Annotated in this window: 22 protein-coding genes; 12 read left to right on the top strand and 10 right to left on the bottom strand. The window is 63.8% G+C overall.

Annotation, left to right across the window (positions count from 1 at the left end):
• Nucleotides 1–118 precede the first annotated feature (118 nt).
• Nucleotides 119–955 carry a CsgG/HfaB family protein gene (locus tag AC0L2L_RS26680; RefSeq protein ID WP_473582625.1) on the bottom strand — a complete coding sequence of 279 codons (837 nt, stop codon included), beginning with the start codon at nucleotides 953–955 and terminating at the stop codon, nucleotides 119–121.
• Nucleotides 956–1,234: 279 nt separating this feature from the next.
• Nucleotides 1,235–1,660, bottom strand: a complete 426-nt coding sequence (locus AC0L2L_RS26685) for a hypothetical protein (RefSeq protein ID WP_473582627.1) — start codon at nucleotides 1,658–1,660, stop codon at nucleotides 1,235–1,237.
• A 116-nt stretch (nucleotides 1,661–1,776) separates the two neighbouring features.
• Between AC0L2L_RS26685 and AC0L2L_RS26690 the strand changes: the two genes are divergently transcribed.
• The gene (locus AC0L2L_RS26690; RefSeq protein WP_473582629.1) at nucleotides 1,777–2,421 is read left to right on the top strand and encodes an invasion associated locus B family protein; all 645 of its coding nucleotides are present in this window, start codon (nucleotides 1,777–1,779) and stop codon (nucleotides 2,419–2,421) included.
• Nucleotides 2,422–2,619: 198 nt separating this feature from the next.
• On the opposite strand, the gene AC0L2L_RS26695 is transcribed toward AC0L2L_RS26690, so the two are convergent.
• A complete protein-coding gene (locus AC0L2L_RS26695) occupies nucleotides 2,620–4,548 on the bottom strand; it encodes an LTA synthase family protein (RefSeq protein WP_473582631.1) in 1,929 nt (642 codons plus the stop codon).
• A 274-nt stretch (nucleotides 4,549–4,822) separates the two neighbouring features.
• On the opposite strand from AC0L2L_RS26695, the gene fabD reads away from it, so the two are divergent.
• The 7 genes from fabD to gmk all read left to right on the top strand — a co-directional run bounded on the left by fabD (nucleotide 4,823) and on the right by gmk (nucleotide 11,737).
• Nucleotides 4,823–5,776: an ACP S-malonyltransferase gene (gene fabD, locus AC0L2L_RS26700; RefSeq protein WP_473582633.1), complete on the top strand. Its 954-nt coding sequence runs from the start codon at nucleotides 4,823–4,825 to the stop codon at nucleotides 5,774–5,776.
• A gap of 135 nt (nucleotides 5,777–5,911) precedes the next feature.
• On the top strand, nucleotides 5,912–6,649 hold the full coding sequence (fabG, locus tag AC0L2L_RS26705) for a 3-oxoacyl-[acyl-carrier-protein] reductase (protein ID WP_473582635.1): 738 nt from the start codon (nucleotides 5,912–5,914) through the stop codon (nucleotides 6,647–6,649).
• A 251-nt stretch (nucleotides 6,650–6,900) separates the two neighbouring features.
• Nucleotides 6,901–7,137 (top strand): acyl carrier protein, encoded by a 237-nt coding sequence (locus AC0L2L_RS26710; RefSeq protein ID WP_006203723.1) that lies wholly within the window; start codon nucleotides 6,901–6,903, stop codon nucleotides 7,135–7,137.
• Between the two features lie 34 nt (nucleotides 7,138–7,171).
• Nucleotides 7,172–8,434: a beta-ketoacyl-ACP synthase II gene (fabF, locus tag AC0L2L_RS26715; protein WP_473582637.1), complete on the top strand. Its 1,263-nt coding sequence runs from the start codon at nucleotides 7,172–7,174 to the stop codon at nucleotides 8,432–8,434.
• Between the two features lie 162 nt (nucleotides 8,435–8,596).
• Nucleotides 8,597–9,862, top strand: a complete 1,266-nt coding sequence (gene mltG / locus AC0L2L_RS26720; RefSeq protein ID WP_473582639.1) for an endolytic transglycosylase MltG — start codon at nucleotides 8,597–8,599, stop codon at nucleotides 9,860–9,862.
• A gap of 305 nt (nucleotides 9,863–10,167) precedes the next feature.
• The gene (locus AC0L2L_RS26725) at nucleotides 10,168–11,058 is read left to right on the top strand and encodes a YicC/YloC family endoribonuclease (protein ID WP_473582641.1); all 891 of its coding nucleotides are present in this window, start codon (nucleotides 10,168–10,170) and stop codon (nucleotides 11,056–11,058) included.
• 4 nt (nucleotides 11,059–11,062) lie between these two features.
• On the top strand, nucleotides 11,063–11,737 hold the full coding sequence (gene gmk / locus AC0L2L_RS26730) for a guanylate kinase (protein WP_473582642.1): 675 nt from the start codon (nucleotides 11,063–11,065) through the stop codon (nucleotides 11,735–11,737).
• A gap of 162 nt (nucleotides 11,738–11,899) precedes the next feature.
• Here gmk and rsmA read toward each other — a convergent pair whose 3' ends face one another.
• The 6 genes from rsmA to lptF all read right to left on the bottom strand — a co-directional run bounded on the left by rsmA (nucleotide 11,900) and on the right by lptF (nucleotide 19,844).
• Nucleotides 11,900–12,745, bottom strand: coding sequence for a 16S rRNA (adenine(1518)-N(6)/adenine(1519)-N(6))-dimethyltransferase RsmA (gene rsmA, locus AC0L2L_RS26735; protein ID WP_473582644.1), 846 nt, complete (start codon nucleotides 12,743–12,745; stop codon nucleotides 11,900–11,902).
• 7 nt (nucleotides 12,746–12,752) lie between these two features.
• Nucleotides 12,753–13,787, bottom strand: a complete 1,035-nt coding sequence (pdxA, locus tag AC0L2L_RS26740; RefSeq protein ID WP_473582646.1) for a 4-hydroxythreonine-4-phosphate dehydrogenase PdxA — start codon at nucleotides 13,785–13,787, stop codon at nucleotides 12,753–12,755.
• A 196-nt stretch (nucleotides 13,788–13,983) separates the two neighbouring features.
• Nucleotides 13,984–14,907, bottom strand: coding sequence for a SurA N-terminal domain-containing protein (locus AC0L2L_RS26745; protein WP_473582648.1), 924 nt, complete (start codon nucleotides 14,905–14,907; stop codon nucleotides 13,984–13,986).
• Between the two features lie 253 nt (nucleotides 14,908–15,160).
• On the bottom strand, nucleotides 15,161–17,563 hold the full coding sequence (locus AC0L2L_RS26750; protein WP_473582650.1) for an LPS-assembly protein LptD: 2,403 nt from the start codon (nucleotides 17,561–17,563) through the stop codon (nucleotides 15,161–15,163).
• Nucleotides 17,563–18,645, bottom strand: coding sequence for an LPS export ABC transporter permease LptG (lptG, locus tag AC0L2L_RS26755; RefSeq protein WP_473582652.1), 1,083 nt, complete (start codon nucleotides 18,643–18,645; stop codon nucleotides 17,563–17,565). Before lptG ends, AC0L2L_RS26750 begins: the two co-directional genes overlap by 1 nt.
• A 2-nt stretch (nucleotides 18,646–18,647) precedes the next feature.
• Nucleotides 18,648–19,844: an LPS export ABC transporter permease LptF gene (gene lptF / locus AC0L2L_RS26760; RefSeq protein ID WP_473582654.1), complete on the bottom strand. Its 1,197-nt coding sequence runs from the start codon at nucleotides 19,842–19,844 to the stop codon at nucleotides 18,648–18,650.
• A gap of 513 nt (nucleotides 19,845–20,357) precedes the next feature.
• On the opposite strand from lptF, the gene AC0L2L_RS26765 reads away from it, so the two are divergent.
• The 4 genes from AC0L2L_RS26765 to AC0L2L_RS26780 all read left to right on the top strand — a co-directional run bounded on the left by AC0L2L_RS26765 (nucleotide 20,358) and on the right by AC0L2L_RS26780 (nucleotide 24,173).
• Nucleotides 20,358–21,566 carry an MFS transporter gene (locus AC0L2L_RS26765; RefSeq protein WP_473582656.1) on the top strand — a complete coding sequence of 403 codons (1,209 nt, stop codon included), beginning with the start codon at nucleotides 20,358–20,360 and terminating at the stop codon, nucleotides 21,564–21,566.
• A 67-nt stretch (nucleotides 21,567–21,633) separates the two neighbouring features.
• On the top strand, nucleotides 21,634–22,011 hold the full coding sequence (locus AC0L2L_RS26770; protein ID WP_473582659.1) for a VOC family protein: 378 nt from the start codon (nucleotides 21,634–21,636) through the stop codon (nucleotides 22,009–22,011).
• Nucleotides 22,012–22,192: 181 nt separating this feature from the next.
• Nucleotides 22,193–23,713, top strand: coding sequence for a leucyl aminopeptidase (locus AC0L2L_RS26775; protein ID WP_473582661.1), 1,521 nt, complete (start codon nucleotides 22,193–22,195; stop codon nucleotides 23,711–23,713).
• A gap of 10 nt (nucleotides 23,714–23,723) precedes the next feature.
• Entirely contained in the window at nucleotides 23,724–24,173 is a 450-nt protein-coding gene (locus AC0L2L_RS26780; protein WP_473582663.1) for a DNA polymerase III subunit chi, read from the top strand.
• On the opposite strand, the gene AC0L2L_RS26785 is transcribed toward AC0L2L_RS26780, so the two are convergent.
• Entirely contained in the window at nucleotides 24,170–25,066 is an 897-nt protein-coding gene (locus AC0L2L_RS26785; RefSeq protein ID WP_473582665.1) for a LysR family transcriptional regulator, read from the bottom strand. The genes AC0L2L_RS26780 and AC0L2L_RS26785 overlap by 4 nt on opposite strands.

A 25,066-nucleotide genomic window follows, 5' to 3' on the forward strand; every position in this document is an offset into this window, starting at 1 on the left:
CACAAATCACTTCCACAAGATTGCTGTGGCTATTTTTAATATCGCTCTCAAAGATATTTCTAAACCTTACTTATGACCCTTTGTTCAACCCAGAGCTCCAATGTGGTAGCTGCCACGGTCAGGACGTCGGCCTGTCCGCCTTTGCATAGATCTTTTGAAATTCTCCAATGAGCGCCGGCGCGCGGTTCTGATCGCTCAGCTTCCAAAGCCCTTGCTTCACACCCTGGACGATCAGCGAGTAAACGGCCAATTCCATGCCCTCACGCACTGCCAAATGGCCGGGGTCGTTGTAAGTCGTTCCGGCTTCGATCTCGAGCAATTCCGTGGGCGCGGCAAATGTGTAAGCGCCACCACGCGCCTCAAAGGAGTAAATCTGCTTGGATGTCGTGGTGGAGACCAGTATTTCGCCGGTCTGCACGCTCACGGCCCGCAAGGAAATCGTCACCAGGTCCGAACGATAGGTGATATCGCCACCGATACCGAGATAGCGCGCTCCGGCTCCGCCTGTCTGTTCGTTCGAATCGTACCCGACGATGCCGCCCTCGAGAATGAGGCCCGCAAAACGCACCGGCGGAAGGTTGGACAGGCCTTTTCCGTAGGCGCGCTGCGTGTTCTCGATCAAGGTGCGCTCTTGCACGAGGTTCTTCAGCCCGCCGCGCTCCACCACCCGGAACCAATTGCCGTGGCCGGCGGACTTCAGAACGTCGATCAGAATGCTGGACCCGCCTTGCGTGACGGCCCGGCTATATTCGGCAAAATTCTCGTTCGGTTTGGCTTGCCCGGTCAGGTCCGGGAAATCATAGACGGCGACGTCCACCGGGACGGCGGGGGCGGGAGCATCCGACAGCCTGTGCGTGGTCTTGGTAAGGGATTCGAGATGGGCGGGAGGTGTCGGCAACTGCTGTCCGGTCTGGCAACCAGACACGACAAGGCACACCAAGGCCAACAGGCCCATCCCCGTGGACACCCTCATAAATACCCCCAACACCCATAGCCGCGCGATGCACGGCCAGGTCCCCTGTGTTAACTCGCCGTTAAGGATTAGCTGCTTGCTTTCGGCGTTACAAGCGGGGTTGCTACTTTAGCGTGCTTTAGAGTTAACTTTGGCGTGCTTTGCGGTGAAAAAACGGTGCTTTCGGCCGCAGCAATGCCCTGTTTCGACGGTTAGTGACTTTTTTTGGGTGCATTGGGTTGTAGAGCCCGGCGTCCGCCCGATGCGCAGGCAAGGGGCCCCTCAGCGCTTGACCACGCCACGGCCTACATTTGGCAATTGCGTATCGGTCTTTGCTCCGGCCAGCGCCAGGGACACACCGTCACCCACATTGGGGTAGGCAGGGTGCTTCCTGGCCGCCAGAGCGCGGCTTCTGGACGCGTCTGTCTGGCGGCCCTTGGCCGGACGAACGACCAGGGGACGGGCGTCTGCCGGAAGCTGCGGAACATAAGCTGGACTGGCGCCGGCGTTCATCTGCGCCACGCCCTGGCCTCCCAGGCTTTGGTCGAGCTGATTGACGTAGGCGTCGGCCGACGCGGCCGATCCCCAAACGACAGTCGCAAAAACAAAGACAGCGGCCTTCGCCAGAAATCTACCCAAAGCACATATCCCCAACAGTTCTCGGCGCGACAAATGCCACAGCCGTCGAAATTCGATATCCCCAGCCAAAGAATCAGCTCTTGGGCTGGCGGTGTCAAGTTACTGTTTCTTGCCGGCTGGCAGTCCCGTCCATTTGGCATTACGGTGGGCAAATAAAATGCACCCGCCGAAGCAGGATTTCGACAATGCGCCGCCGTATCTATGTTTTTTGCACGCTCTTTCTTGCTGCCATCGCCAGCTCGGCCGTCGCGCAGACACAAGGTCGTCAGGGATTGGATACGATCATCGAGCCTATCGTGCCGGAGCGACAGATCGGGTTGCCGGACAAGGCTCCTTCCGCACAGGATCCAGCGGCCGGTGCTCCGATAACCGCAGCGCCCAAGCGCAAGGCCGAGAAGCCGGTCGCTCGCGAGACACAGGCCGCAGCGGCTTTCGGATCATGGACGACCGAATGTCTGGACAAGGCGACCAAACCGAATTGCCAGGTGATCGTGCGCTCCGCCGTCGGCGACCAGATCGCACTGGTTCTGGGGATTGCGCGGCCAGCTTCCGACGGCCCCCGCATGCAGATGGCTGTGCCGCTTGGCCTGGCGATCGACAAGGGTGTGACAATCAAGATCGGCGCATACAGCGAGAGTTTCAAAATCAGCCGTTGCACGGCGCAGGGATGCCTGGTCGAAGGCGAAGCCCCGCAGCCACTCGTCGACGCGCTGGGAAAAGGGACCAGCGGATCCGCCACCATTTTTTCGTCCGATGGCCGATCGATAAGATTGCCGCTGCCAACAAAATCGTTTGCCGAGGCATACGCGTCGATAAACTCCACTAACTGAACTAACTGATCGCCCACGTGTTGTTTCGTGGGCCCGCCGGAGAGCGGTAGTGAATTCCGCCGGCAGGTGCGCTTCTGAAGGTGCACGCCGCAAAGCCGCCAGTCCGCAATCGGCCCCGAAGTCGCCATTCCAGCTGCGCTGGCCGCGTGCTGACTAATTTGGCTGCAACGTCAACTCGCGGCTCCAACGGCCGCCGCTTCAGCTCGTATGCGCGACGAGCTTGTCCACCGTCTCGGGGAAGAAGTCGGGCGCCGTGTGCCGCTTGCCGAACATCATGTCGTATTGGATGAGCCGGAAATCGTTGATCTTGGGGTCGATCTGCTTCTGCCTCGCCCAGTCCGGCGTCGCTTCGCCCGAGGGCGACAAGAGCAGGTTGCGGTCGATGACCCGGTAGCGTTCGCGCATCGCACCGAGGAAGCCGGTGTAATAGGGGTGGGTGATGCCGGCGCTGGTCAGGATATGGTAGGGCAGGAAGGCCGGGCTCACCGCGCCGATATTCTCCACCGGGCCGGTACGGTTTGACCAGATGACCAAGGGCGTGTCGTGGTGTTCGAGCGCGGCCTCCGCCGTCGGCTCCTTGCGCGGCGCGACATTGTCCTTGAGGAAGCCTGTCTCGACATAGACGGGTCCGAGCGGCGGCAGGTGGTCGCCGAAGAAAGCGATGATGGTCGGGCGCTCGCGCTTCTTCGCCCAGTCGATCAGCCGCTGCAGGCCGTGGTCGGCGTCGGCCGAGCCCTCGGTATAGGAAAGCAGCGACTCCCGCGCCCAGGAACTGATCGGCGCCGCGACCGAATGCGTCGGATTATAGTAGCGGTAGGGCTCGTAGGGGCCGTGGTTCTGCAGGCTGACGGCGAACAGGAACACCGGGTCGTCGCTGGTGTCGGCCTCACGGATGATCTCGTCGGTCATCGCCGCGTCTGACGCCAGGGGCCCGCGCTTTTCCATCGGCGGCAGCGTCTCTTCGGAGCGGAAGTCGTTGAAGCCGAAATCGGCGTAGACGGCGCCGCGGTTCCAGAACCAGTTGGTGCCGGGATGGATGGCGTGCGCCCGGTAGCCCACGCTCTTCAGGAAGGTCGCCAGCGACGGCGTAGGCGTGCGCACATATTGCTGGTAGGGGATCGATCCGGCCGGCAGGAAGGCGTTGGAAAAGCCGGTCAGCGCCTCGAACTCGATATTGGCGGTCATGCCGCCGAACTCGGGCGAGAACATCGAACCGGAGCGCAACGCCCTGACCGTCGGGATCGGGTCCGGCTTGATGGTGACGCCGGGCAACTTGGTCGGATCCCAGAAGGACTCGCTCATCACCACGATGATGTCCGGCTTCTTGTCGGGCACCGAGGCTGCAACATTGGGACGCTCGATGGCGGCCATCGTCTTGTCCGAATAGCCGGGCGGCGCCGAGACATGCGCCATCGGCACGTTCATCGCGAAGGCCAGCGCAAAGCCGTTGGAGGCGTAGTTTTCCTTCTGGTCCCACATGATCGGGATGATCTGCAGCCGGTCGCGCGTCCATGAGAAGGTGGCGTAGTCCATGATCGAGACGAAGAAGGCGAGCAGCGGCACGGCGAGCGCCAGCCGCGCGAGGCGGCCCTTGCGGCTGAGGATCGGCACCCGCCGGCGCCAGGTCCGCCAGCCGTAGACCAGCAGCGACAGCCCGCCGATGATGCCGGCAGCCAGCATGATGGCGGTCCATGGGCGCTCGCGCACCAGCAGCGGCATCAGCGCCATGATCTGGCGCGCAAACAGGAAATCCGTCGGATAGAGGGGATCGCCGAGATAACGCGATTTCTGGTGACCGACAAAGGCGAGCGCCAGCGTCAGCGGCGCCACGATCATCAGGCTCTGGTGGCTGCGGCCGAGTATGGCGTCGAGACCGACCATGACCAGCGCGAAGACGAAGATGGTCGTCCAGCCCGGCTTGAAAGGCTGCAGGAAGAAATCGACCGTGCCGAAGAAATCGCCGCGCACGATCCATTCGATCGCGAATACAAGCAGGGCCGCCGCAAGAAGCGTCGTCAGGCCGTAGCGTAGGGTCGGCCAGGGTCGTCCCGGCAGGTAGCCGGTGGACGGATCGTCTTCCAAGAACTGCGGCACGGGCTTGGCCGCGCCTCTTCTGATCCTTGCCACTCTACTTCCCCCGGCCCACGCAACGCTTTCCGCCCGCGTCATGGTTCTGTCATCGAAGTGTCACGCAAAGCTAGCGCCTGTGGCGGAAATAAGAAGAGCCAGCAAACGATTCGTGAGCGGTTTTCATCAGGTGTGATCGTCAAAAGGCCTTTTGGAACAGGGAGTCAGCCGGCTTTTCCGGCTGAAATACGGCTCGAATAGGCGCCCGCGGGCTTGACTTGGCCGTCCGCCTTGCGCCAGAGGCAGGGAAAACCAGCCTTTGGAGGGACCTCAAATGGCCGTCGCATTCACCTTTCCGGGACAGGGCAGCCAGGCCGTCGGCATGGGCAAAGACCTTGCCGATGCATTCCCCGAAGCGCGCCGCGTCTTCGAGGAAGTGGACGCCGCGCTCGGCGAAAAACTGTCGAAACTCATCTGGGAAGGCCCGGAAGAGACGCTGACGCTGACCGCCAACGCCCAGCCGGCGCTGATGGCGGTGTCGCTGGCGGCGATGCGGGCGCTCGAAGCGCGCGGTTTCTCGCTGAAGGACAAGGTGGCCTATGTCGCCGGACATTCGCTGGGCGAATATTCCGCGCTTGCCGCGGCCGGCTTCGTTTCGGTCGGTGACGCCGCAAGGCTGCTCAGGACCCGCGGCAACGCCATGCAGGCGGCGGTGCCGGCGGGCGAGGGCGCCATGGCGGCGATCATCGGGCTGGAGCAGGCCGATGTCGAAGCCGCCTGCGCCGAGGCAGCGCAAGGGGCCGGCAAAGGCTCCGTCTGCCAGGTCGCCAACGACAATGGCGGCGGCCAGCTGGTCATTTCGGGCACCAAGGCGGCGGTCGAGCTGGCGGCCAGGCTCTGCACCGAAAAGGGCGCCAAGCGCGCGCTGATGCTGCAGGTGTCCGCCCCCTTCCACTCGGCGCTGATGGCGCCGGCCGCCGACATCATGCGCGAGGCGCTGGCCGGTGTGGCTAAATCCGCGCCAATCGTTCCGATCGTCTCCAACGTCACCGTGACGCCGACCAGCGACCCGGACGAGATCGCCCGCCGCCTGGTCGAGCAGGTGGTTGCCCGCGTGCGCTGGCGCGAGACGGTGGAGTGGTTCGGCGCCAATGGTGTATCGACCCTCTACGAAGTCGGCGCCGGCAAGGTGCTGTCGGGCCTGGCACGCCGCATCAACCGCGACATCGCCACCGGCGCCATCGGCACGGCCGCCGAAGTCGAGGCGGCGCTGGCGGCGTTGGGATGAGGCCCCGCTCCGCCCGTGGATGACGACGGGAAGGAGGCCTTCGCTAATCTCCGACGCTTGTCTAGCGTGACTTGGACGATATGACGTATACGGAACGCGACTGCTTGCAGGCGTCTGAAAAATGAGGTTGCAAAAATGTTCGAACTGACCGGCCGCAAGGCGCTTGTCACCGGCGCATCGGGAGGCATCGGCGAAGCGATCGCCAGGGTGCTGCACAGCCAGGGCGCCATCGTCGGCCTGCACGGCACACGCGTGGAGAAGCTGGAGGCGCTGGCCAATGAGCTCGGCGACCGTGTAAAACTGTTTCCCGCGGACCTGACCAACCGCGACGCGGTCAAGGCGCTCGGCCAGAAGGCGGAGGCCGACCTCGAAGGCGTCGACATCCTGGTCAACAATGCCGGCATCACCAAGGACGGCCTGTTCGTGCGCATGTCGGACGCCGACTGGGATTCCGTGATCGAGGTCAACCTCACCGCCGTGTTCCGGCTCACCCGCGAGCTGACCCATCCAATGATGCGCCGCCGCCATGGCCGTATCATCAACATCACCTCGGTGGTCGGCGTCACCGGCAATCCCGGCCAGGCCAACTACTGTGCCTCCAAGGCCGGCATGATCGGCTTTTCCAAGTCGCTGGCGCAGGAGATCGCCACCCGCAACATCACCGTCAACTGCGTCGCCCCGGGCTTCATCGAATCGGCCATGACCGACAAGCTCAACGACAAGCAGAAAGAGACGATCATGGCCGCCATCCCGACCCGGCGCATGGGCACCAGCGCGGAGGTCGCATCCGCGGTCGCCTACCTCGCCTCCAACGAGGCGGCTTACGTCACCGGCCAGACCATTCACGTGAATGGCGGCATGGCGATGATCTGAGAACCTTTGTTGATAATTCCGCCCCGTCGGCCATCGGCGGGACGAATTCCGAACAAGGTTCTAGGGGTGCGAAAACAGCTATTTCGGCTTGGACGCCCGCGATTTTTCGTGTAATGCGGCCCGCAACCCGGCGGTTCGGGCAAAAACCGGTCCTGTGGCGTTGCGTTGCCCGCAAGACCATCTTTGAGCTTGATTAGCGGCATTCTGCCCGCTAACGAAGCATAGACAACATAAGACGAGGATTGCCCCAAATGAGTGACACCGCAGAGCGCGTCAAGAAGATCGTCATCGAGCATCTCGGCGTCGACGCCGACAAGGTGACGGAACAGGCGAGCTTCATCGACGACCTGGGCGCGGACAGCCTCGACACGGTCGAACTCGTCATGGCGTTCGAAGAAGAGTTCGGCGTCGAAATTCCCGACGATGCCGCCGAGACCATCCTCACCGTCGGCGACGCCGTGAAGTATATCGACAAGGCCTCGGCCTGAGTTTTTTCGCAGGCATCACCGGGGAGGACCTGCCATGAGGCGTGTCGTCGTCACGGGCCTTGGCCTGCTTTCGCCGTTCGGCATGGGCGTCGAGCACAGTTGGCGGGAGCTGCTCTCCGGCCGCAGCGCCTGCCGACGCGTCACCGAATTCGAGGTGGACGATCTTGCCTGCAAGATTGCCCACATCATCCCGCGCGGCGACGGCTCCAACGGCACCTTCAATCCGGAGGCCGTGCTCGAGCCAAAGGAACTGCGCAAGGTCGGCGAGTTCATCCTCTATGGCATCGCGGCCGCCGACGAGGCGCTGGCCGATTCCGGCTGGAAGCCCGAGACGCATGAGGACCAGTGCGCCACCGGCGTGCTGATCGGCTCCGGCATCGGCGGCATCGACGGCATCGCCGAAAACGCGATGATCCTCAAGGAGCGCGGCCCGCGTCGCATCAGTCCCTTCTTCATCCCCGGGCAGATCATCAACCTGGTCTCTGGCCAGGTCTCCATCCGCCACGGCCTGAAAGGCCCGAATCATGCGGTGGTCACCGCCTGCTCGACCGGCGCGCATGCCATCGGCGATGCCGCCCGGCTGATCATGTGGGGCGATGCCGAAATCATGCTGGCGGGCGGCGCCGAAGCGCCGGTCACCCGGCTGTCGATCGCCGGCTTTGCCGCCTGCCGCGCGCTTTCCACCGAGCGCAACGACGCGCCGGAGACCGCTTCGCGTCCCTATGACCGCGACCGCGATGGTTTCGTCATGGGCGAGGGCGCCGGCGTCGTCGTGCTGGAAGAGCTCGAGCACGCCAAGGCGCGCGGCGCCAAGATCTATGCCGAGGTCACTGGTTACGGCCTGACTGGCGATGCCCATCACATCACCGCGCCGGCCGAAGATGGCGACGGCGCCTTCCGCTGCATGACCGCGGCGTTGAAGCGCGCGAAACTTTCGCCGGCCGACGTCGACTACATCAATGCGCACGGCACCTCGACCATGGCCGACACGATCGAGCTTGGCGCGGTCGAGCGGCTGGTCGGCAATGCCGCCTCGAAGATTTCGATGTCGTCGACCAAGTCGTCGATCGGTCATCTGCTGGGCGCCGCGGGTGCGGCGGAAGCGATCTTCTCGATCCTTGCCATCCGCGACAACATTGCCCCCGCCACCATCAATCTCGACAATCCGGAACGCCAGACGGCGATCGATCTCGTGCCGAACAAGCCGCGCCAGCGCCAGATCGATGTCGCGCTGTCGAATTCCTTCGGCTTCGGCGGCACCAACGCCTCGCTCGTGTTCCAGCGTTACAATGGCTGAAAGGCCAGCCGGAGCAATCCCGGGGGGCAGCGATTTTCCTGCCAGGATTGCTCGGAAAAAGACAACCAGTCGGCAGTCCCGCCACCTGCCGTCATTTTTGCCAAATTCTTCCCTAGCTTGTTGCCGGGGGATTCGTTGCAAGATCAGACGGTAGGGCGCGCCATGAGCACAAATCCGGGGAGCACAAATCCGGGCGGCGGTGGGGATTTCGGACGGCAGGGCACGACGGGTCCGATCAGGCCCAAGACGGCGGCCGAGGCGTTGCGCCCGGAAGCCGGCACGCCACCGCCGTCGAAGCGGTCGCGCGCCTCGCGCAGCCAGGTTGTCGTGTTCCTGAATTTCTTCCTCTCCGTGGCGATCCTGGTCGTGCTCGCCTCGGGTGCCGCGCTCTATTTCGGCATGCAGGCTTTCGTCGAGCCCGGCCCGTCCGCCAATGGCGACACTTTCATGATCAAGCCGAACACCGGCGTGCAGGAGATCGCCGATCAGCTCGAACGCCGCAGCCTGATCAGCGATGCCCGCATCTTCCGGCTCGGCGTGCGCGCCACCGGCAATGAATCGGCGCTGAAGGCCGGCGAATACGCCATCAAGCCGCGCTCCTCGATGCGTGACATCATGGAGCTCTTCAAGAGCGGCAAGTCGGTGATGTACTCGCTGACCATCCCCGAAGGGCTGACGGTCGAGCAGGCGCTGCAGCGCGTGGCCGATCAGGAGGCGCTCACCGGCGACATGCCGCCGGCCTTGCCGCCGGAGGGCAGCATTGCCACCGACACGCTGCGCTTCACCCGTGGTGCCACCAGGCAGCAGATGGTCGACAAGCTGATCGCCGACCAGAAGAAGCTGGTCGACGACGTCTGGTCGCATCGCGCGCCCGACCTGCCGATCGCCAACATCGACGATTTCGTCACGCTGGCCTCGATCGTGGAGAAGGAAACGGGCAGGAGCGACGAGCGCTCGCGCGTTGCCGCCGTCTTCCTCAACCGGCTGGCCAAGGGCATGCGGCTGCAGTCCGATCCGACCATCATCTACGGCCTGTTCGGTGGCAAGGGGAAACCAGCCGACCGGCCGATCTACCAGTCGGACCTCGACAAGCAGACGCCCTACAACACCTATATGATCAAGGGCCTGCCGCCGACGCCGATCGCCAACCCTGGTCGCGCGGCGCTCGAAGCGGTCGCCAATCCGTCGAAGACCGACGACCTCTATTTCGTCGCCGACGGCAATGGCGGCCACGTCTTTGCCGCGACGCTGGAAGAGCACAACCAGAACGTCGCGCGCTATCGGACGCTGCAGAAGAAGCAGGCGGATGCCGCCGCCAAGGCTTCCGGACAAACGACGGCGCCGGCCGCTCCCGACGGCAACGCCGACACCAATGACGCCGGCGACAGCGGCGAGAACGGCGACGCCGGCGGCGACGCTGCGCAGTAGGCTCAATGCATGTCGCCCAAAAGTGCGTAGCGGTTTTGGGAAAACGACATGCATCGAAACACAGATCAACGCATGTCGCCCAAAAGTGCGTTGCGGTTTTGGGAAGGCGACATGCCATCGAAACACGGACTTAAATCGCATCGCTGAATTCGTTTCGGCGCGATGCGCTTTAAGCTTGCCGCACGCGTCCTTTGACGCGACGCCATATTCATGTTTTGAGGGGGCGCCGGCCGATCGTCCGGCGATTTTGGGGCGCGCGGCGCTGGGCCTTGTGTGCTGGCCTGCGACAGGGAATGACGGACACAATGAACTTGCAAAGCATGACCGGTTTCGCGCGGTCCGCCGTCGAAAGCGAAGGCACCTCGATCGCCTGGGAGGTGAAATCGGTGAACGGCAAGAGCGCCGAGGTGAGGCTGAGATTGCCGCCGGGTTTCGACCGGCTGGAGACCGCCGTCCGACAAACCATCCAGAAGCGCTTCTCGCGCGGCAATTTCCAGGCGACGCTGACCGTGGGCCGCGCCGCCGCCAGGCAAATCCAGCCGGTGGTCAACGAGGTGTTCCTCAAGGACCTGGCGGGGCTGGCGAAGCGCTTGCAGGAGCAGTTCGGCATCGAGCCCGCCACCGCCGACGGCCTGCTCTCGCTGCGTGGCGTGCTCGACATTCCCGAAGCCGTGGAGACCGATGAGGAGCGGGCCGCGCTTGACGCCGCAATCCTGTCGGCGCTCGAGGCGGCGCTTGCCGGGCTGGAGCAGGCGCGCCAAAGCGAGGGCGCAGCACTTGGCGCGCTGCTTGCCGGCCATATCGATATCATCGAGGCGCTGACGCTGAAGGCCGAGGCCGATCCCTCGCGCGAGCCGGCGGCCATCCGCCAGCGCATCGCCGAGCAGGTGCGCCTGTTGATGGATGCCTCGGCCAATCTCGATGCTGTCCGGCTGCACCAGGAAGCTGCCTTCCTCGCCACAAAGGCCGACATCCGCGAGGAGATCGACCGGCTGAAGACGCATGTCGCTTCGGCGCGGGCGCTGCTCGGAAGCGGCGGCGCCGTCGGCCGCAAGCTCGATTTTCTCGCGCAGGAATTCAACCGCGAATCGAATACGCTGTGCTCGAAGTCGAACGCTGCCGCGGTCACTGCGATCGGGCTGGAGCTCAAGGCGGTGGTCGACCAGTTTCGCGAGCAGGTCCAGAATCTGGAGTGACGGGATGGTTGCCAAGGAACCGACGGCTTCCAGGGATCTGGGGTCCCGCATCCGCCGCCGCGGATTGATGCTGGTGCTGTCGTCGCCATCGGGCGCCGGCAAGTCGACGATCGCGCGCAATCTTCTGGAAAGCGATTCAAGCCTGGAGCTGTCGGTCTCGGTCACCACCAGGCCGCGCCGCGGCTCGGAGATAGAGGGCGTCCACTATCATTTCCGCACCATGCGCGAGTTCGAGCGGCTGCGCGATTCCGACGCGTTGCTCGAATGGGCCGAAGTGCACGGCAATTGCTATGCGACGCCGCGCGAGCCGGCGGAAATCGCGCTGGCCGAAGGCCGCGACATGCTGTTCGACATCGACTGGCAGGGCGCCCAGCAGCTCAAGGAGAAGATGCGCGCCGACATCGTCTCGATCTTCATCCTGCCGCCGTCGATGAAGGAATTGAAGGCGCGTCTGAAGCGCCGCGCCGAGGACCAGGAATCCGTCATCGAGACCAGGCTGAAGAACGCCCGCCTCGAGATCGAGCACTGGAAGGAATACGACTTCGTCATCGTCAACGACGATCTCGACCGCGCCTTCGCCGAGGTCCGCGCGATCGTCGCCGCCGAGCGCCTGCGCCGCGACAGGCGGCCGGGCCTGTTCGATTTCATCTCGGGGTTGCTGGACGAGAAGACGGGGTGACTTTTACCTTCTCCCCCTTGTGGGAGAAGGTGGATCGGCGCGCAGCGCCGAGACGGATGAGGGGTGTTCCAGCGGAGTGAGACGCCGGCGTTCCCTGGAACACCCCTCATCCGTCGCCTTCGGCGACACCTTCTCCCACAGGGGGAGAAGGGAAGCGCGCGGCTACACCGCGTTCGTCAACCTTACGAATTCTTCCACGCTGAGCGTTTCGGCCCGCCGAGTCGGGTCGATGCCGGCTCGCGTCAGCAGTGCCTCGCCGCCGAGGCTCTTCACGCTTTGCCTGAGCATCTTGCGGCGCTGACCGAAGGCGGCCTCGGTGACGCGGCCGAGCTTTCTGCCGTCGACGGGCAGGGGAGCCAGGCGCGGCGCCAGATGCACCACCGAGGAGGTGACCTTCGGCGGCGGCGTGAACGCCTGCGGCGGCACGTCGAACGCGATCCTCGCCTCGGTGCGCCAGCCCGCTAGGACGCCGAGCCGGCCATAGGCATCGCTGCCCGGACTTGCGGTGATGCGCTCCGCCACCTCGCGCTGGAACATCAGCGTCATCGACTGGTAGAAGGGCGGCCAGTCGGCCACGGTCAACCAGCGGATCAGGAGCTCGGTGCCGATATTGTAGGGCAGGTTGGCGACGATCTTCACCGGTCCGCCACTGGCCGTTCCTGCCAGCGCGGCAAAATCCGTTTTCAGCGCATCGCCGGGAATGACCTCGAGGCGACCGGGATAGTGGCTGGAAACCTCGGCCAGCGCTTCAAGGCAGCGTTCGTCGCGCTCGATGGCGATCACGCGCCGCGCGCCGTTTAACAGCAGCGCCCGCGTCAGCCCGCCCGGGCCGGGACCGACCTCGATCACCGTCGCCTCGCCGAGATCGCCGGCGGCGCGCGCGATCTTGCTTGTCAAATTGAGGTCGAGCAGGAAATTCTGTCCAAGCGCTTTCTTGGCCTGCAGGCCGTGCCGCTCGATCACGTCGCGCAGCGGCGGCAAGCCGTCGATCGTGGTGCGCGCGTTCAATTGATCCTCATGCGGTCGCGGTCTGCCGGCCGCTGTCGGCCAGCCGGCGCGCCAGCCTCAGCGCTGCAATCAGGCTGTCGGCGCGCGCAATGCCTTTGCCGGCGATGTCGAAAGCGGTGCCGTGATCGGGCGAGGTGCGGATGAAGGGCAGGCCCAGCGTCACGTTGACCGCCTCGTCGAAGGCTAAAGCCTTGGCAGGGATCAGCGCCTGGTCATGATACATGCACAGCGCCGCGTCATAGGAGGCGCGTGCGCGTGGATGAAACATGGTATCGGCCGGCAGTGGTCCGACGGCCTCGATGCCTTCGGCTTGGAGCGCCTTCACGGCCGGGAGAACGATCGACAGATCTTCCAGACCGATCGCGCCGCCTTCGCCGGCATGCGGGTTGAGCCCGGCGACCGCAAGCCTCGGCCGCGCGATGCCGAAGCGGCTATTGAGATCGGCGGCGGTGATGCGCGCGACGGCGACGATCAGCTCCGTCGTGAGCACTTTTGGCACGTCGGCCAGAGGGATGTGGATGGTCACCGGAACCGTGCGCAGATCAGGTCCGGCCAGCAGCATCACCGGCGTCACTTCACTGCCGGTGTGGCGCGAGGCCAGGTGCGCCAGATATTCGGTATGGCCGGGAAAGCCAAATCCGGCATCATAGAGCGGTTTCTTGGCGATCGGGCAGGTGATCACCGCGGCCGCGCGCCCGGCAAGACAGTCCGCGACGGCGCGGTCGATGGCTTCGATGGTGCCGGCGGCATTGGCAAAGTCCGGCTCCCCCGGGCTGTCGACATGGCGCGCATCGAGCGGCACGACGGGCAGCATGCGGGCAAAATGATGCGCTGCTTGTCCCGGCAACGTCTCGGCAATCGTCACATTCGCGCCGACGAGACGGGCGCGGGCTTCGATCAGCGCGGGGTCGGCGAGCAGATAGAAGGGCGGCACGCCGCCGCTGTCACCGGCCTGCCAGGCGGCGATGGCGATCTCGGGGCCGATGCCCGAGGGGTCGCCGACACTGAGCGCCAGCGGCGCATCGGTCTTCTGCGTGTTCATGCGAGCTCGCGGACCAGGCTGTTCATGTCTCGACGGAAGGTGGATTTCCTGCGGTATCGAGGCACGCGTCGAACCCTGTCGCTTTATCCCTTTGTCTTGACGCAATTCCGGGCGGAAGGTTACGGCGAAGACGCCGAACTTAACCGCTCACACTTTTGATGCCGAAAAGGTCGATTCGACCTGAAATCATCCGGCTCTAGCGCTCGACGATCTTGGCCTTCTGGCGCAACTCGGCGACGTACTTCTTGCTGAGTTCGTCGGCGTCCTTGTCGTTGCCGCCCTCGGCCTGGAACACCATCTGCGCGGCCTTGTCGTCGGAAACCTCGCGCGAGGAGCAGACGCCGATGAATTCGACGCCGCGCTCGGTCTGGCGGGTCGGCGTCGCGGCGCCGACCTTGGTCGCCTTGATCTGTTCGGCCCAGTCAGACGGCAATTGCGGCGCCAGCACGCGGCCGAGATCGCGTACGGTGACGTCGAGCAGGCCCTTGGCGAAGTCGCGCGTCGTGTTGCAGCCGCTGAAGCGGGCACGCATGGCGTCGGCCTCGCGCTTGCGTTTGGCGAGCGTGGCCGCGCGCTCCGATGCCGGCACCACGAAGATCACCTGCTGCAGCATGTATTCCATCGCGGTCGGCTTGGCGCCGCCCTTGTCCAGCATGCGCCGCACGGCGTCCTGCTCGGTCACCGAGCCGCCTTCGCCGGAACGGTAGCGCGCGCTGAGCGCCTGGTTCCAGGCCATTTGGGCACGGATGAATTCCTTGAAGTGTTCCTTGCTGACGCCTGACTGCGCCATGATCGCGTCGAGTTTCGCCAGCGGCATCTTGTTGCCCGAGGCGAAGCGCTGGTAGGCGGCGTCGACCTGCTGGTCGGAGATGCGGATGCCGAGCCGCTTGGCCTCGGCCAGCCGCAGCGTCTGGTCGATCATCTCCTGCGCTGCGTCGCCCTTCTTGTGCTGCAGCTTGAAGAAGGCGGCGCGGTGCGCGATGTCACCGGTGGTGATCGGTACATTGTTGACGACATACTTGATCTGCGCGGCGAAAGCAGGCTGCACGCCAGCCGTGACCGAAATCGAGGCCGCCGCCACCAGAAGCGCCAATCCTGCCGAAAACAGGTATTTCCTCATCTTACCTTCCCAATTTTTCCCCATCTCGATTTGCCCGTCATTGCGGCACGGCGTCCTCCGAACGCCTGCGCGATGCAGTCGACGCCATGCCCGTCCTATGCGGCGAAACGATGTCGCCGGCGCATGACCCTGAGAATCGCGCCTATGCCGAAAAGGGACGCCTATACTCAAGCGACTATGCGTCAAATCAAGACCAAAGCACCGTCAGCGCTCGAACCGACGCATGGCTCGGAACCCGCGCCCGCCCCCTTGGTCACTGGATGGTGTCGACGGCGCTTGTCGACGAGCCGAAATCGCCGAGCGTGCGGAACGACAGGTTGAAGCCGATATTCTGCGACACTTCCTTGGTGACGGTATCGCGCGTCTGCGAATACGTCATGATGTAGGTGAAGCAGGAATCGTTGTAGGCGAAGCCGACACCGTCCTTGACCAGCACGTTGTTTTCGATGTCGTAAGTGCCGGTGCCGAACAGCCGCCAGTTCTGCGCCAGATGCGTCGACGCGCCGAGCGTGACCTCGTGGCGGTCCGTGGTGAAGCCATAGAGCGGCTGCGCCTCGATGAATGCGTATTTGGCGCTGAGCGATATCGGCAGGCTGGAATAGGCGGCCTTCACTTCGGCGCGCCTGACCTCGAAAGTCTGCTCGTCGAAACGACCGCTCAGCGACCCGGAGAAACCGCTCGGGCTGTTGAAGCCGACAAGGCCGACATAATCCGAGGTCCGCTTATCCAGCCCGGAATCGGCCGTAACATTTACGAGATCGGGTGCGGTGAAGGAGTTTTCGCCCGCAAGCTGATAGGACTGGCCGAAGATGGCGTTCGTGCCCCAGCCATTGTCATAGGCGCCCGAATACCGGAAGCCGACATTGGCGCGCGTGCCGCCTTCTATGCGATCATAGCCCGAGAACTTATCGCGCTCGAACAGCGTGGTGGCGTCGAAGACAAAGCTCTGCGCGTCTTCGTTGGGGACGGCCAGTCCGCCGACATATTGCTCGTTCGGGCGCACGAAGACCTGCGCGGTCGGCTCCAGGATGTGGCTGGAGTTGGCCATCGAGAACAACAGCGGCCAACGGGCCTCGAGGCCGAGGGTGGCCATGTAGCGGGCAAGCGACGAACGCATGTCGACGTCCTGGCCGAGATTCGTCGCCATGTCGTTGACCGCCGTGAGCGACGCCGAATTGGCGTTGACGTAGCCGGCGTCGCCGCGGAAGGCGAGCAACGGTGTCAGTTGCAGGCCGTCATCCGTGGTGAAGGTGCGCTTCCATTCGGCTTCCGCCGTCAGCCGGCTGGATTGGCCCTCGATTCCGGGAACCCGTTCCACCTTCGAAAACTTGTCAAAAGTCTCATCCAGCCGGTTGCGGCTGATGACGCGTGCGTTGACGTTGAGCGACAGCTGGCCGCCGGCCACGGACGTGTCCGGGATATAGGCGTAGTCGAACGACGGCAGCACCCAGGGCTGCTTGGCCGCGCGCGCGGTCGGATCGCTGGAGAGCGTGTCTTCCTGCACCTCGAAGCGCATGGCGCGGACGTCGAAATAGTTGCGGTCGCTCAAGCCCGTCAGGTAGATCGACGACTGGTGGACAAGGTCGCTATATCCTTCGATGTTGTAGGTGCGCGAGAATTCCTTGTCGGTCTGCAGCAACACATCCCAGCCAAAGTTCCAGCGCTCGTTGATGGCGAACTGGCCCTTGGTGCCCATCATGCCGCGGAACTTGTTCGGATCGTTGGCCGGCCCCGAATTCACATTGTGGCCGGCGGAATCGATGAAAGCGTCGGGGTCCTGCTGGTTGATGCCTGCGATCTTCAGCGTGTACTGGCCGTTATTGAAGCGCTGGCGCCACTCGGCCTCGCCGAGGAAACCCTGCTTGGTGTAGCCGCTGCCGGTGACGGTCAGGTCATAGGTCGGGGACAGCGCGAAATAATAGGGGACTTTGACGCCGACGCCGAGATGGTTGTTGTAGACGATGCCGGGGATCAGGAAGCCGCTCTTGTGTTTCACCGTCGGGTCGGCGATCTCGAAGGCCGGCAGATAGGCAAGCGGGAAGCCGAAGAACTCGAAATTCGAGTTTTCGAAGCGGACCGTCTTCTTCTCGCCGTTCCAGATGATCTTTCGTGCCTTGACGCGCCAGGTCGGCGCTTTGTCCGGCTTGTCCTCGCAAGGTTCGCAGGCGGTGTAGACGCCGTTGTGGAAGGTGGTCAGCACGCCGCCCATGCGTTCGGCGCTCTCGGCGGCGAAATAGGCCTTGTCGATCGTCTCGACGCGCAACGCGTTGAGGAAGCCGTCGGCGAAGTCGTCGGTGATGTCGATATGGTCGGAATTGATCTTGGTGCCGTCGCTGTTGATCAACTCGACGGCGCCGCTGGCGACGAGGCGCTTGGTGTCGCGGTTATAGACCACGCGCTGGGCAACCAGCTTGTTGCCGCCATAGTCGATCTGCACGCCACCGACGGCCGTCACCGTGTGCTTGTCGTTGTCATAGACAAGCGTATCGGCGGCCAGCAGCATCTGCGTGCCGGAAGGGACGGACTTGGCAGCGATGGTCTGCGCCAGCGCGGGTACCGTCGGCACCGCACAGGCGAACAGACATGCCAAGGCGGTCGCCCCATAGAGGCGTGCCAAACCGGCCTGCCTATGGCTGCGCAAAACCGCCTCCCTCACTAGCCGTCTTCCTTGTATAGCAGAAAGGTCACCCCAAAGAACATAGCCACGACAACCGGAACCCATGCAGCCACCACAGTAGGCACGAATCCGGCGACACCGAATGCCTTGACCAGTACCGAAACGACATAAAGCAGAAAGCCGGCCACGACGCCACCCAGAATCATCGTTGCCGACTGCCCCATTCGCGCAAATCGCATTGAAACCGTTGCAGCAATCAGCGTCATGGCGACGAGAAGGAACGGCAACGCCACCAGCGAATCAAACTGCATGGCGAAGGCATTTGCCTTGAGCCCGAAGGAGCGGGCAACCTCGATCTTGCGGGGCAGCTCGTAGAAGGGGATGGTCTCCGGGCGCGCCAGGCGCTCCTGCACGAATTCCGGCTTGAGATTGGTCGGCACCTTGTCGGACGCCAGCGCCTGGATATTGCCGCCCTTGAAGACCTTGACGTCCTGCAATTCCCAGTAGCCCTCGCGCAGGAAGGCCTTGGCGGCATCCTTGCGCTCGACGATGTTGCCTTGCGGGTCGAGGATGAAAAACACCGCGTCGGCCATCTCCAGCCCCTGATTGAGGATGGCGCGGGCGCCGATGATGGTGTCACCCGATTCGGTCTTTTGCCTGAGCCACGGCGTGACATTGGTGGTGACGGCGTTCGACTTGCCGGCCCGCAGGTTGTTCTCCATCTGCTCGGACCAGGAGAAGCCGTGTGCGGCGATCGGGTTGATCACGGCGACCGACAGCATGCCGAACATCAGCGCGCCGACGCAGCACGGGAACAGGAACTGCCAGGCCGAAACGCCGGCGGAACGCGCGATGACCAGCTCGTAGCGGCGGTTGAGCGACACCAGCGTGGCCATCGCCGAGAACAGCCCGACGAACGGCACGGTCTGCAGCATGATCATCGGCATCCTGAGCGCCGATATGGCGAAGGCCGTGCCGTAGGTGAAACCAGGCAGACCGGTCGTGCGGCCCGACAACTCCGTGAAATCGATCAGGAACACCAGCGCCAGCAGGCCGAGGAAGAACCAGAAGGTGATCGAGACGTAACGGAAGAAGAAATAGCGGCCCAGCGTCCAGCCCATGGTCAGGCTCCCTGGCCGGAAGCGCGCCGGGCGAGCCAGAGCTTGAATGTCGTCCAGTTGTCGCCGGTGCGCTTGGCAAGGTTCGTCAGCCAATCGGCCCAGCTGACCGGCAATTCCATGGTGCGCGACGAAACGATGAACCAGATCGAAACCGCGGAGGCGATGAGCGGTATGCCGTAAAGCAGATAGACATAGTACCAGATCCTGTCGGCTTTGCCGGCGGCGAAGAAGCCAAACCATCGCACGAACAGCGCGATCGCGATTGCGGTGATCAGCGGATTGATGCGCGCCTCCCGGTGCGAGCGCGCATCGCCCGCAACGGCAAGCGCGATCAGCGCGAACACCAGCGAATAGGACCATTCGGCGAAGCGCTGGTTGAGCTCCGCCCGGTAGCTGCCCGGTTCGCGCTGGAACATCTTGTCGTTGGGATCCGGGTTGAGCAGATATTGCGTCGTGCGGTCCTTGGGCAAAAGCGTGATGTCGTTAGCCGCCGACATGAAGGCCGACATGTCGAAGGCATAGGAGGTGAAGCGGATGACGGAGAGGTCGCCGGTCACCGATTTGCGGTTGATGACGCCGTCATTCATCATCAGCACCTTCTCGTCGCCTTTTTCGACGATGCTGCCGGTTTTGGCGTAATAGGTGAGGCTGGCGCCTTCCTCGCGCGAATCGGCGACGAAGATGCCGCCCAGCCGGTTGCCGGGTAGCCGTTCGCCGACCTGCAGGAACAGGCCTTCGTCGATCTTGCGGAACGTGCCTTCCTGGATGATCAGCGACACGAGATCGGCGCGCGAAGCCGCCACCAGCTGGCGGTTCTTCTGCCTGGCATAAGGGTCGATGGCGTTGTCGACGACGAAGGAAAAGGCGCAAGCCGCTATCGCGAGCAGCAGTATCGGCCGCGCGATCGTCCAACGCGATGCGCCCGCGGCGCTGAGCACGGCCAGTTCCGAATCGGTGTTCATGGCGCTCAGCGTCTGCGCCACCGCCACCACCAGCGCGAACGGCACCACGATCGGGATGATCGAGGGGATGATGAGCGCCGCGACTTCGAAGAAGGTCAGCGCCGACTGGCCGTTGTCGGTGACGAGGTCGATCTTGGCCAGCACCTGCGTCGTCCACACGATCGCCAGCGTCCAGACCAGCGCCGCGAGGAACATCGTCAGCGCACGGCGCATGATGTAGCGTTCAACGACCTTCATGAAGGCTTTTTCTCGATTTTGCCGAACGGCATCATGCCCGCCGACAAGGTAGTCATCCGGCAGCGCCCGTACAACTGGGTCATAGGGCGGCTCGCTCCTGTTTGTCGCCCCATGCCACATGCCCAGGCGAGGCGGAGTCTCCGCGCCAATGAATAAGAAATGCGAAACATCGATGGTTAACAGCAGGTTGCGGCAGCAAGCTAAGGTCGTGCCGCGACGAATCCTTTGTCTATGATGGCGCCGATATAGACTGCGATTTCGGCCAAAGTCTTGCCAAATGGCTGAAAACGACCAAATGTCGCGCCGATCGCCGCCGGATCGGGCCGCCGTCCACGTGTTGATAAAAATTGGCATGGGAGGGCCTTTGGCGGCCCGCTGGCAAATCCGCGCCTCGAACATGCATCGCGGGCTTGTTGGATTGGCCGGCGTTCTATCCCGCTGGCAGTCAATCGTTGCAACCGCCGTGGCCGCTGTTGCGTTTCAGTCTGGCGGGTGGCCGAACCAGGCCGAGTGATGACTGCAGCCACGCCCAGGAAAATCTTCACCTGGATTTCCCGAAACACGGTGCTTCTGGCGCTGGCCAGCCTGTTTGCCGACATCTCCACGGAGATGCTTTATCCCGTCCTGCCGATCTTCCTGACGCAGACCCTGCACGCAAGCGGGGGCATCGTCGGCCTGGTCGATGGCATAGCCCAGGCGACACAGAATATCGTTCAAGGTTTTTCCGGCTGGCTTTCGGACCGGTTTCAGAGGCGCAAACCGATCGCTCTTGCCGGCTATTTCCTGGCCGCTGCCGCCAAGCCGCTGACTGGCGCCGCCACCCTATGGCCGATGGTTCTGGGCGCGCGGTTCGTCGACCGGCTCGGCACGGGCTTCCGCTCCGCGCCGCGTGACGCGTTGATTGCTTCCTCGGTTGCGGAGCGGCACCGAGGCAAGGCGTTCGGCCTGGAAGGCATCGGCGACAATTTGGGAGCATTTCTGGGACCGCTGCTGGCGGTGCTGCTTCTCACCGCCCTCCGGGTCGATATCCGCTGGATATTCTATCTGGCTCTCGTTCCAGGCCTCCTTGCCTTTCTCATGGTTGCGCTGGTGCGCGAGCAGCCATCGGCCGCGGCCGCGAAGGCCACGATCGACGTCAATCTGCGGCGATTCCCCAAGGCCTATTGGACCTATCTGCTGGTGATCGCATTGTTCGGCGTCGGTAATTCGAGCAATGCGTTTTTGATCCTGCGGACGCAGGATATCGGCGCCTCCCTGGAGACGACCATTCTTATCTACGCAGGCTTCAATCTGGTTGCGGCGTTGATTTCCTACCCGGCCGGCTTCCTGGCGGATCGCTTCGGCCGCAAGGGCGTGCTGCTGGCGTCTTTCATCATCTTCCTGATCGCCTATATCGGTTTTGCGGCGATCCGAAACATCTATCTGATTGGGCTGCTCTTTGCCTTCTACGGCCTCTATCAAGGCATCTTCCGTTCGGTCGGCAAGGCATTCGCCTCGGACTTCGTGCCGCAGCCGCTGCGCGCCAGCAGCATCGGCTGGTACAGCTCCACTGTCGGCCTGCTGGAACTCATGGCGAGCCTTGTCGCCGGACAGCTATGGGATCGTGTAGGCCACGAGGCGGTCTTCATCTACGGGGCGATCTTTGCCGTTGTCGGTTGTGTCGGTCTGCTTGCATTGATCCCCTGGCAAACCGATCGTCATCGCGCGACGACGGCGTCGTAGAGCCGTCAGATATTGCCGATGGCGGACTTTTGCTACTACGCTGCTCGAGCTGAAAGGGTTCCCGGCCATGGCACAGGTCAGCATTCGCTACATTGTCGATGATGTCGCCGCCTCCATCGCTTTCTATGAAACGCATCTCGGCTTCGCCATCGAACGGGATGCGCGGCCGGCTTTCGCCTCGGTCACGCGTGGCGACCTGCGGCTTCTGCTCAGCGGGCAGGGCAGCTCCGGCGCCCGGGCGATGCCAGATGGCCGCCGTCCAGTGCCGGGTGGCTGGAACCGCATCCTGCTCGTGGTGCCGGATCTGGAACAGGAGGTTACGCGCCTCAAGGGCGCCGGGCTGGTTTTTCGCAACGACATCATCACCGGCGTCGGCGGCTCGCAAACCCTGCTCGAAGATCCGTCCGGCAATTTGATCGAGCTTTTCCAGCCCGCCGGTCCTTGACGGCAAGGCCGGTCCGGGCCTTGTGCCGGGCAAGCGCGCAAGGCACAGGAATGGCGAAAGATCAACGAAATCAGAGTGCCGAAAAAGGGGGTGGTATTTCCGCTCGGAAAACGACCAAATATCACTTTCCGAGTCTTAACGCCTCCCAAGCAACCTATGCTGTTCCCGAAAGCAGGACCTGATGACGTCGAGCCCTTCCATTTCCTTCGCTAAATTCGCCGCGCCGAAAAAGGGCAGCGTCTTCGTATTCGCAGCCGACGGCGGCGGGCTCGGCGAGGCGGCGAAGGCCTGCGATCCGGTTGATGCACTGGCTCGCGCGTTTCCGGTCGCCGATTTCTCCGGCAAGTTCTCAAGCTCGGCCGAGGTGCTGGCGCCGGAAGGAACGCCGGTCGACCGGCTGGTGGCAATCGGCGCTGGCAAGGTTTCGAACCTCGACGACAATGCCTGGCTGAAGCTCGGCGGCGCCGTTGCCGCTTCGCTGCGCAAGGCGACCGAGGTGGCCGTCATCCTCGATCTGCCGGAACTGCAGCCTGACGGCCACCAAGCGGCCAGCCTTGCTGCCGGCATCCTGCTGCGCAGCTATTCCTTCGACAAGTACAAGACCAGGAAAGACAAGGAGGAGAGCCAGCCTGACGCGAGGGACGCAAGGAAAGCCGGGGCGGCCAAGCCGGCCAAGGTTACAATCCACTGCGCCGACCCCGCGGCCGCGAAGAAGGCCTTTGCCGGCGAGGAAGCGGTGGTCGACGGCGTGCTGCTTGCCCGCGATCTGGTCAACGAGCCGGCCAATGCGCTGGGGCCCGTCGAATTCGCCGAGCGCGTCAAGGCGCTGGAACAGCTCGGCGTCGAGGTCGAGATCCTCGCCGAAAAGGAGATGAAGAAGCTCGGCATGGGCTCGCTGCTCGGCGTCGCGCAAGGCTCGCCGCGCGGCGCGCGCCTGGCGGTGATGCGCTGGAACGGCGGCAAGGCGAAAGATGCGCCCGTCGCATTCATCGGCAAGGGCGTCACCTTCGACACCGGCGGCAATTCGATGAAGCCGGCCTCCGGCATGGAGGACATGAAGGGCGACATGGGCGGTGCCGCCGCCGTCACCGGGCTGATGCACGCGCTCGCCGCGCGCAAGGCGAAGGCCAATGTGGTCGGCGTCATCGGCCTGGTCGAGAACGCCGTCGACGGCCATGCCCAGCGCCCCGGCGACATCGTTACCTCGATGTCGGGCCAGACAATCGAGGTGCTCAACACCGACGCCGAAGGCCGCCTCGTCCTGGCTGACGTGCTCTGGTACGCCAACGACCGGTTCAAGCCGAAATTCATGGTCAACCTGGCGACCTTGACCGGCGCCGTCATGGTGGCGCTCGGCCAGCATTATGCCGGCCTTTTCTCCAACAATGACGAGCTTGCCGGCCGGCTTTTCGGAGCCGGCCAGGCATCGCAGGAGCGGCTGTGGCGCATGCCGCTCGGGCCGGAATACGACAAGCTGATCGATTCCAAGAACGCCGACATGAAGAACATCGGCGGCCGCTATGGCGGCGCCATCATCGCCGCGCAGTTCCTGCAGCGCTTCGTCAAGGACACGCCCTGGGCGCATCTCGACATCGCCGGCACGGCGATGGGCGCGCCGTCGAGCGAGATCAACCAGTCCTGGGGCTCGGGTTTTGGCGTCAGGCTGCTCGATAGGCTGGTGCGCGACCACTACGAGGGGTAAGGCTTCCGGGATGGCCGACATCCTGTTCTACCACCTGACCGAATCGACGCTCGAGGAGGCGCTGCCCGGCCTGCTTGAGCGCAGCATCGAGCGCGGTTGGCGCGCGGTGGTGCAGACGGGCACCGAGGAGCGCCGCGATGCGCTCGACCAGCATCTGTGGACGTTCCGCGACGATTCCTTCCTGGCGCATGCCACCGACCGCGAGGCCCATCCGGCGGAGCAGCCGATCCTGCTCACCACGGGGGGAGGCAACCAGAACGCCGCGCAGATCCGTTTCCTGGTCGATGGCGCAAGCCCGCCCGAGCTTTCCGGTTACGAGCGCGCCGTGTTCCTGTTCGACGGCCATGACACCGCCCAGCTCGAAGCCGCCCGCGGCCATTGGAAGACACTGAAGGACGCCGGCCACGCCGTCACCTACTGGCAGCAAACGCCTGATCGGCGGTGGGAGCGCAAGGCCTAGCTCCGAACCGCTTCGCTACCCTGAAGATGCCGCCACAAGGCTTCTGCCACCGGCCCGTGCGGTTTGTCGCGCCGCCGGACCGCGGCCACGGTTTCGGTGCGTCCGGGAATATGCCGGCCGGCGATCGAGATCAGCCGTCCCTCGCGCAACTCATCCTCGATCAGCCATTCCGGCAGATGCCCCCAGGCGAGCCCATGCAGGATCAGCTCTTTCTTCATCATATGGTCCGGCACCGAGCAGGAATGCGCGCCGTCGATGACGAAGAAGTTTTCGGCTGAGGGACGCCGCGCCGTGTCGCGGATCACGCATTGGGTGAAGGGCCGCATCGCTTCCGGCGTGACATCATGCCCATCGTCGAACGGCAGGAAGCCCGGCGCTACCACCGGCATGAAGGCGACCTCGCAAAGGTCGATCCGTTCGAGATGCGGATCGGACGGATTGGCGCGGTGGAAGACGAGGTCGGCCGCGCCGTCCATCAAACGCTCGACCGGCCCGCTGATCGCTTCATAGTCGAGATGCAGGCGCGTGCGTGGCCGCTCGGCGAAGAAGCGGCTGAGCAGACCAAGTATTCCGGGTCTTGGGCAGACGTCGCCCATGACGACGCGCAGCACGGTTTCCTCCCCGTCCGCCAACTGGCCCGCATAATCTTGCAGGTGTTCAACTTCGCGCAACGCCAGTTGGGCCCGGCGGTGGAACAGGCGGCCTTCTTCGGTCAGGTTCACCCGGTATCCGCTCCGGTCGAGCAGCGTGAGGCCAAGTTGCTCCTCCAGCCGCGCGACGGCGGCGAAGACGGATGGGTGCGTGCGATGCAAGGCGAGGGCCGCAGCCTGGAAGCTGCCCCCGGAAACGACAGCATCGAAACATCTGAGATCGTGAAGCTTCAAGCCATCCAT

The sequence above is a fragment of the Mesorhizobium sp. WSM4832 genome, from assembly GCF_055811115.1.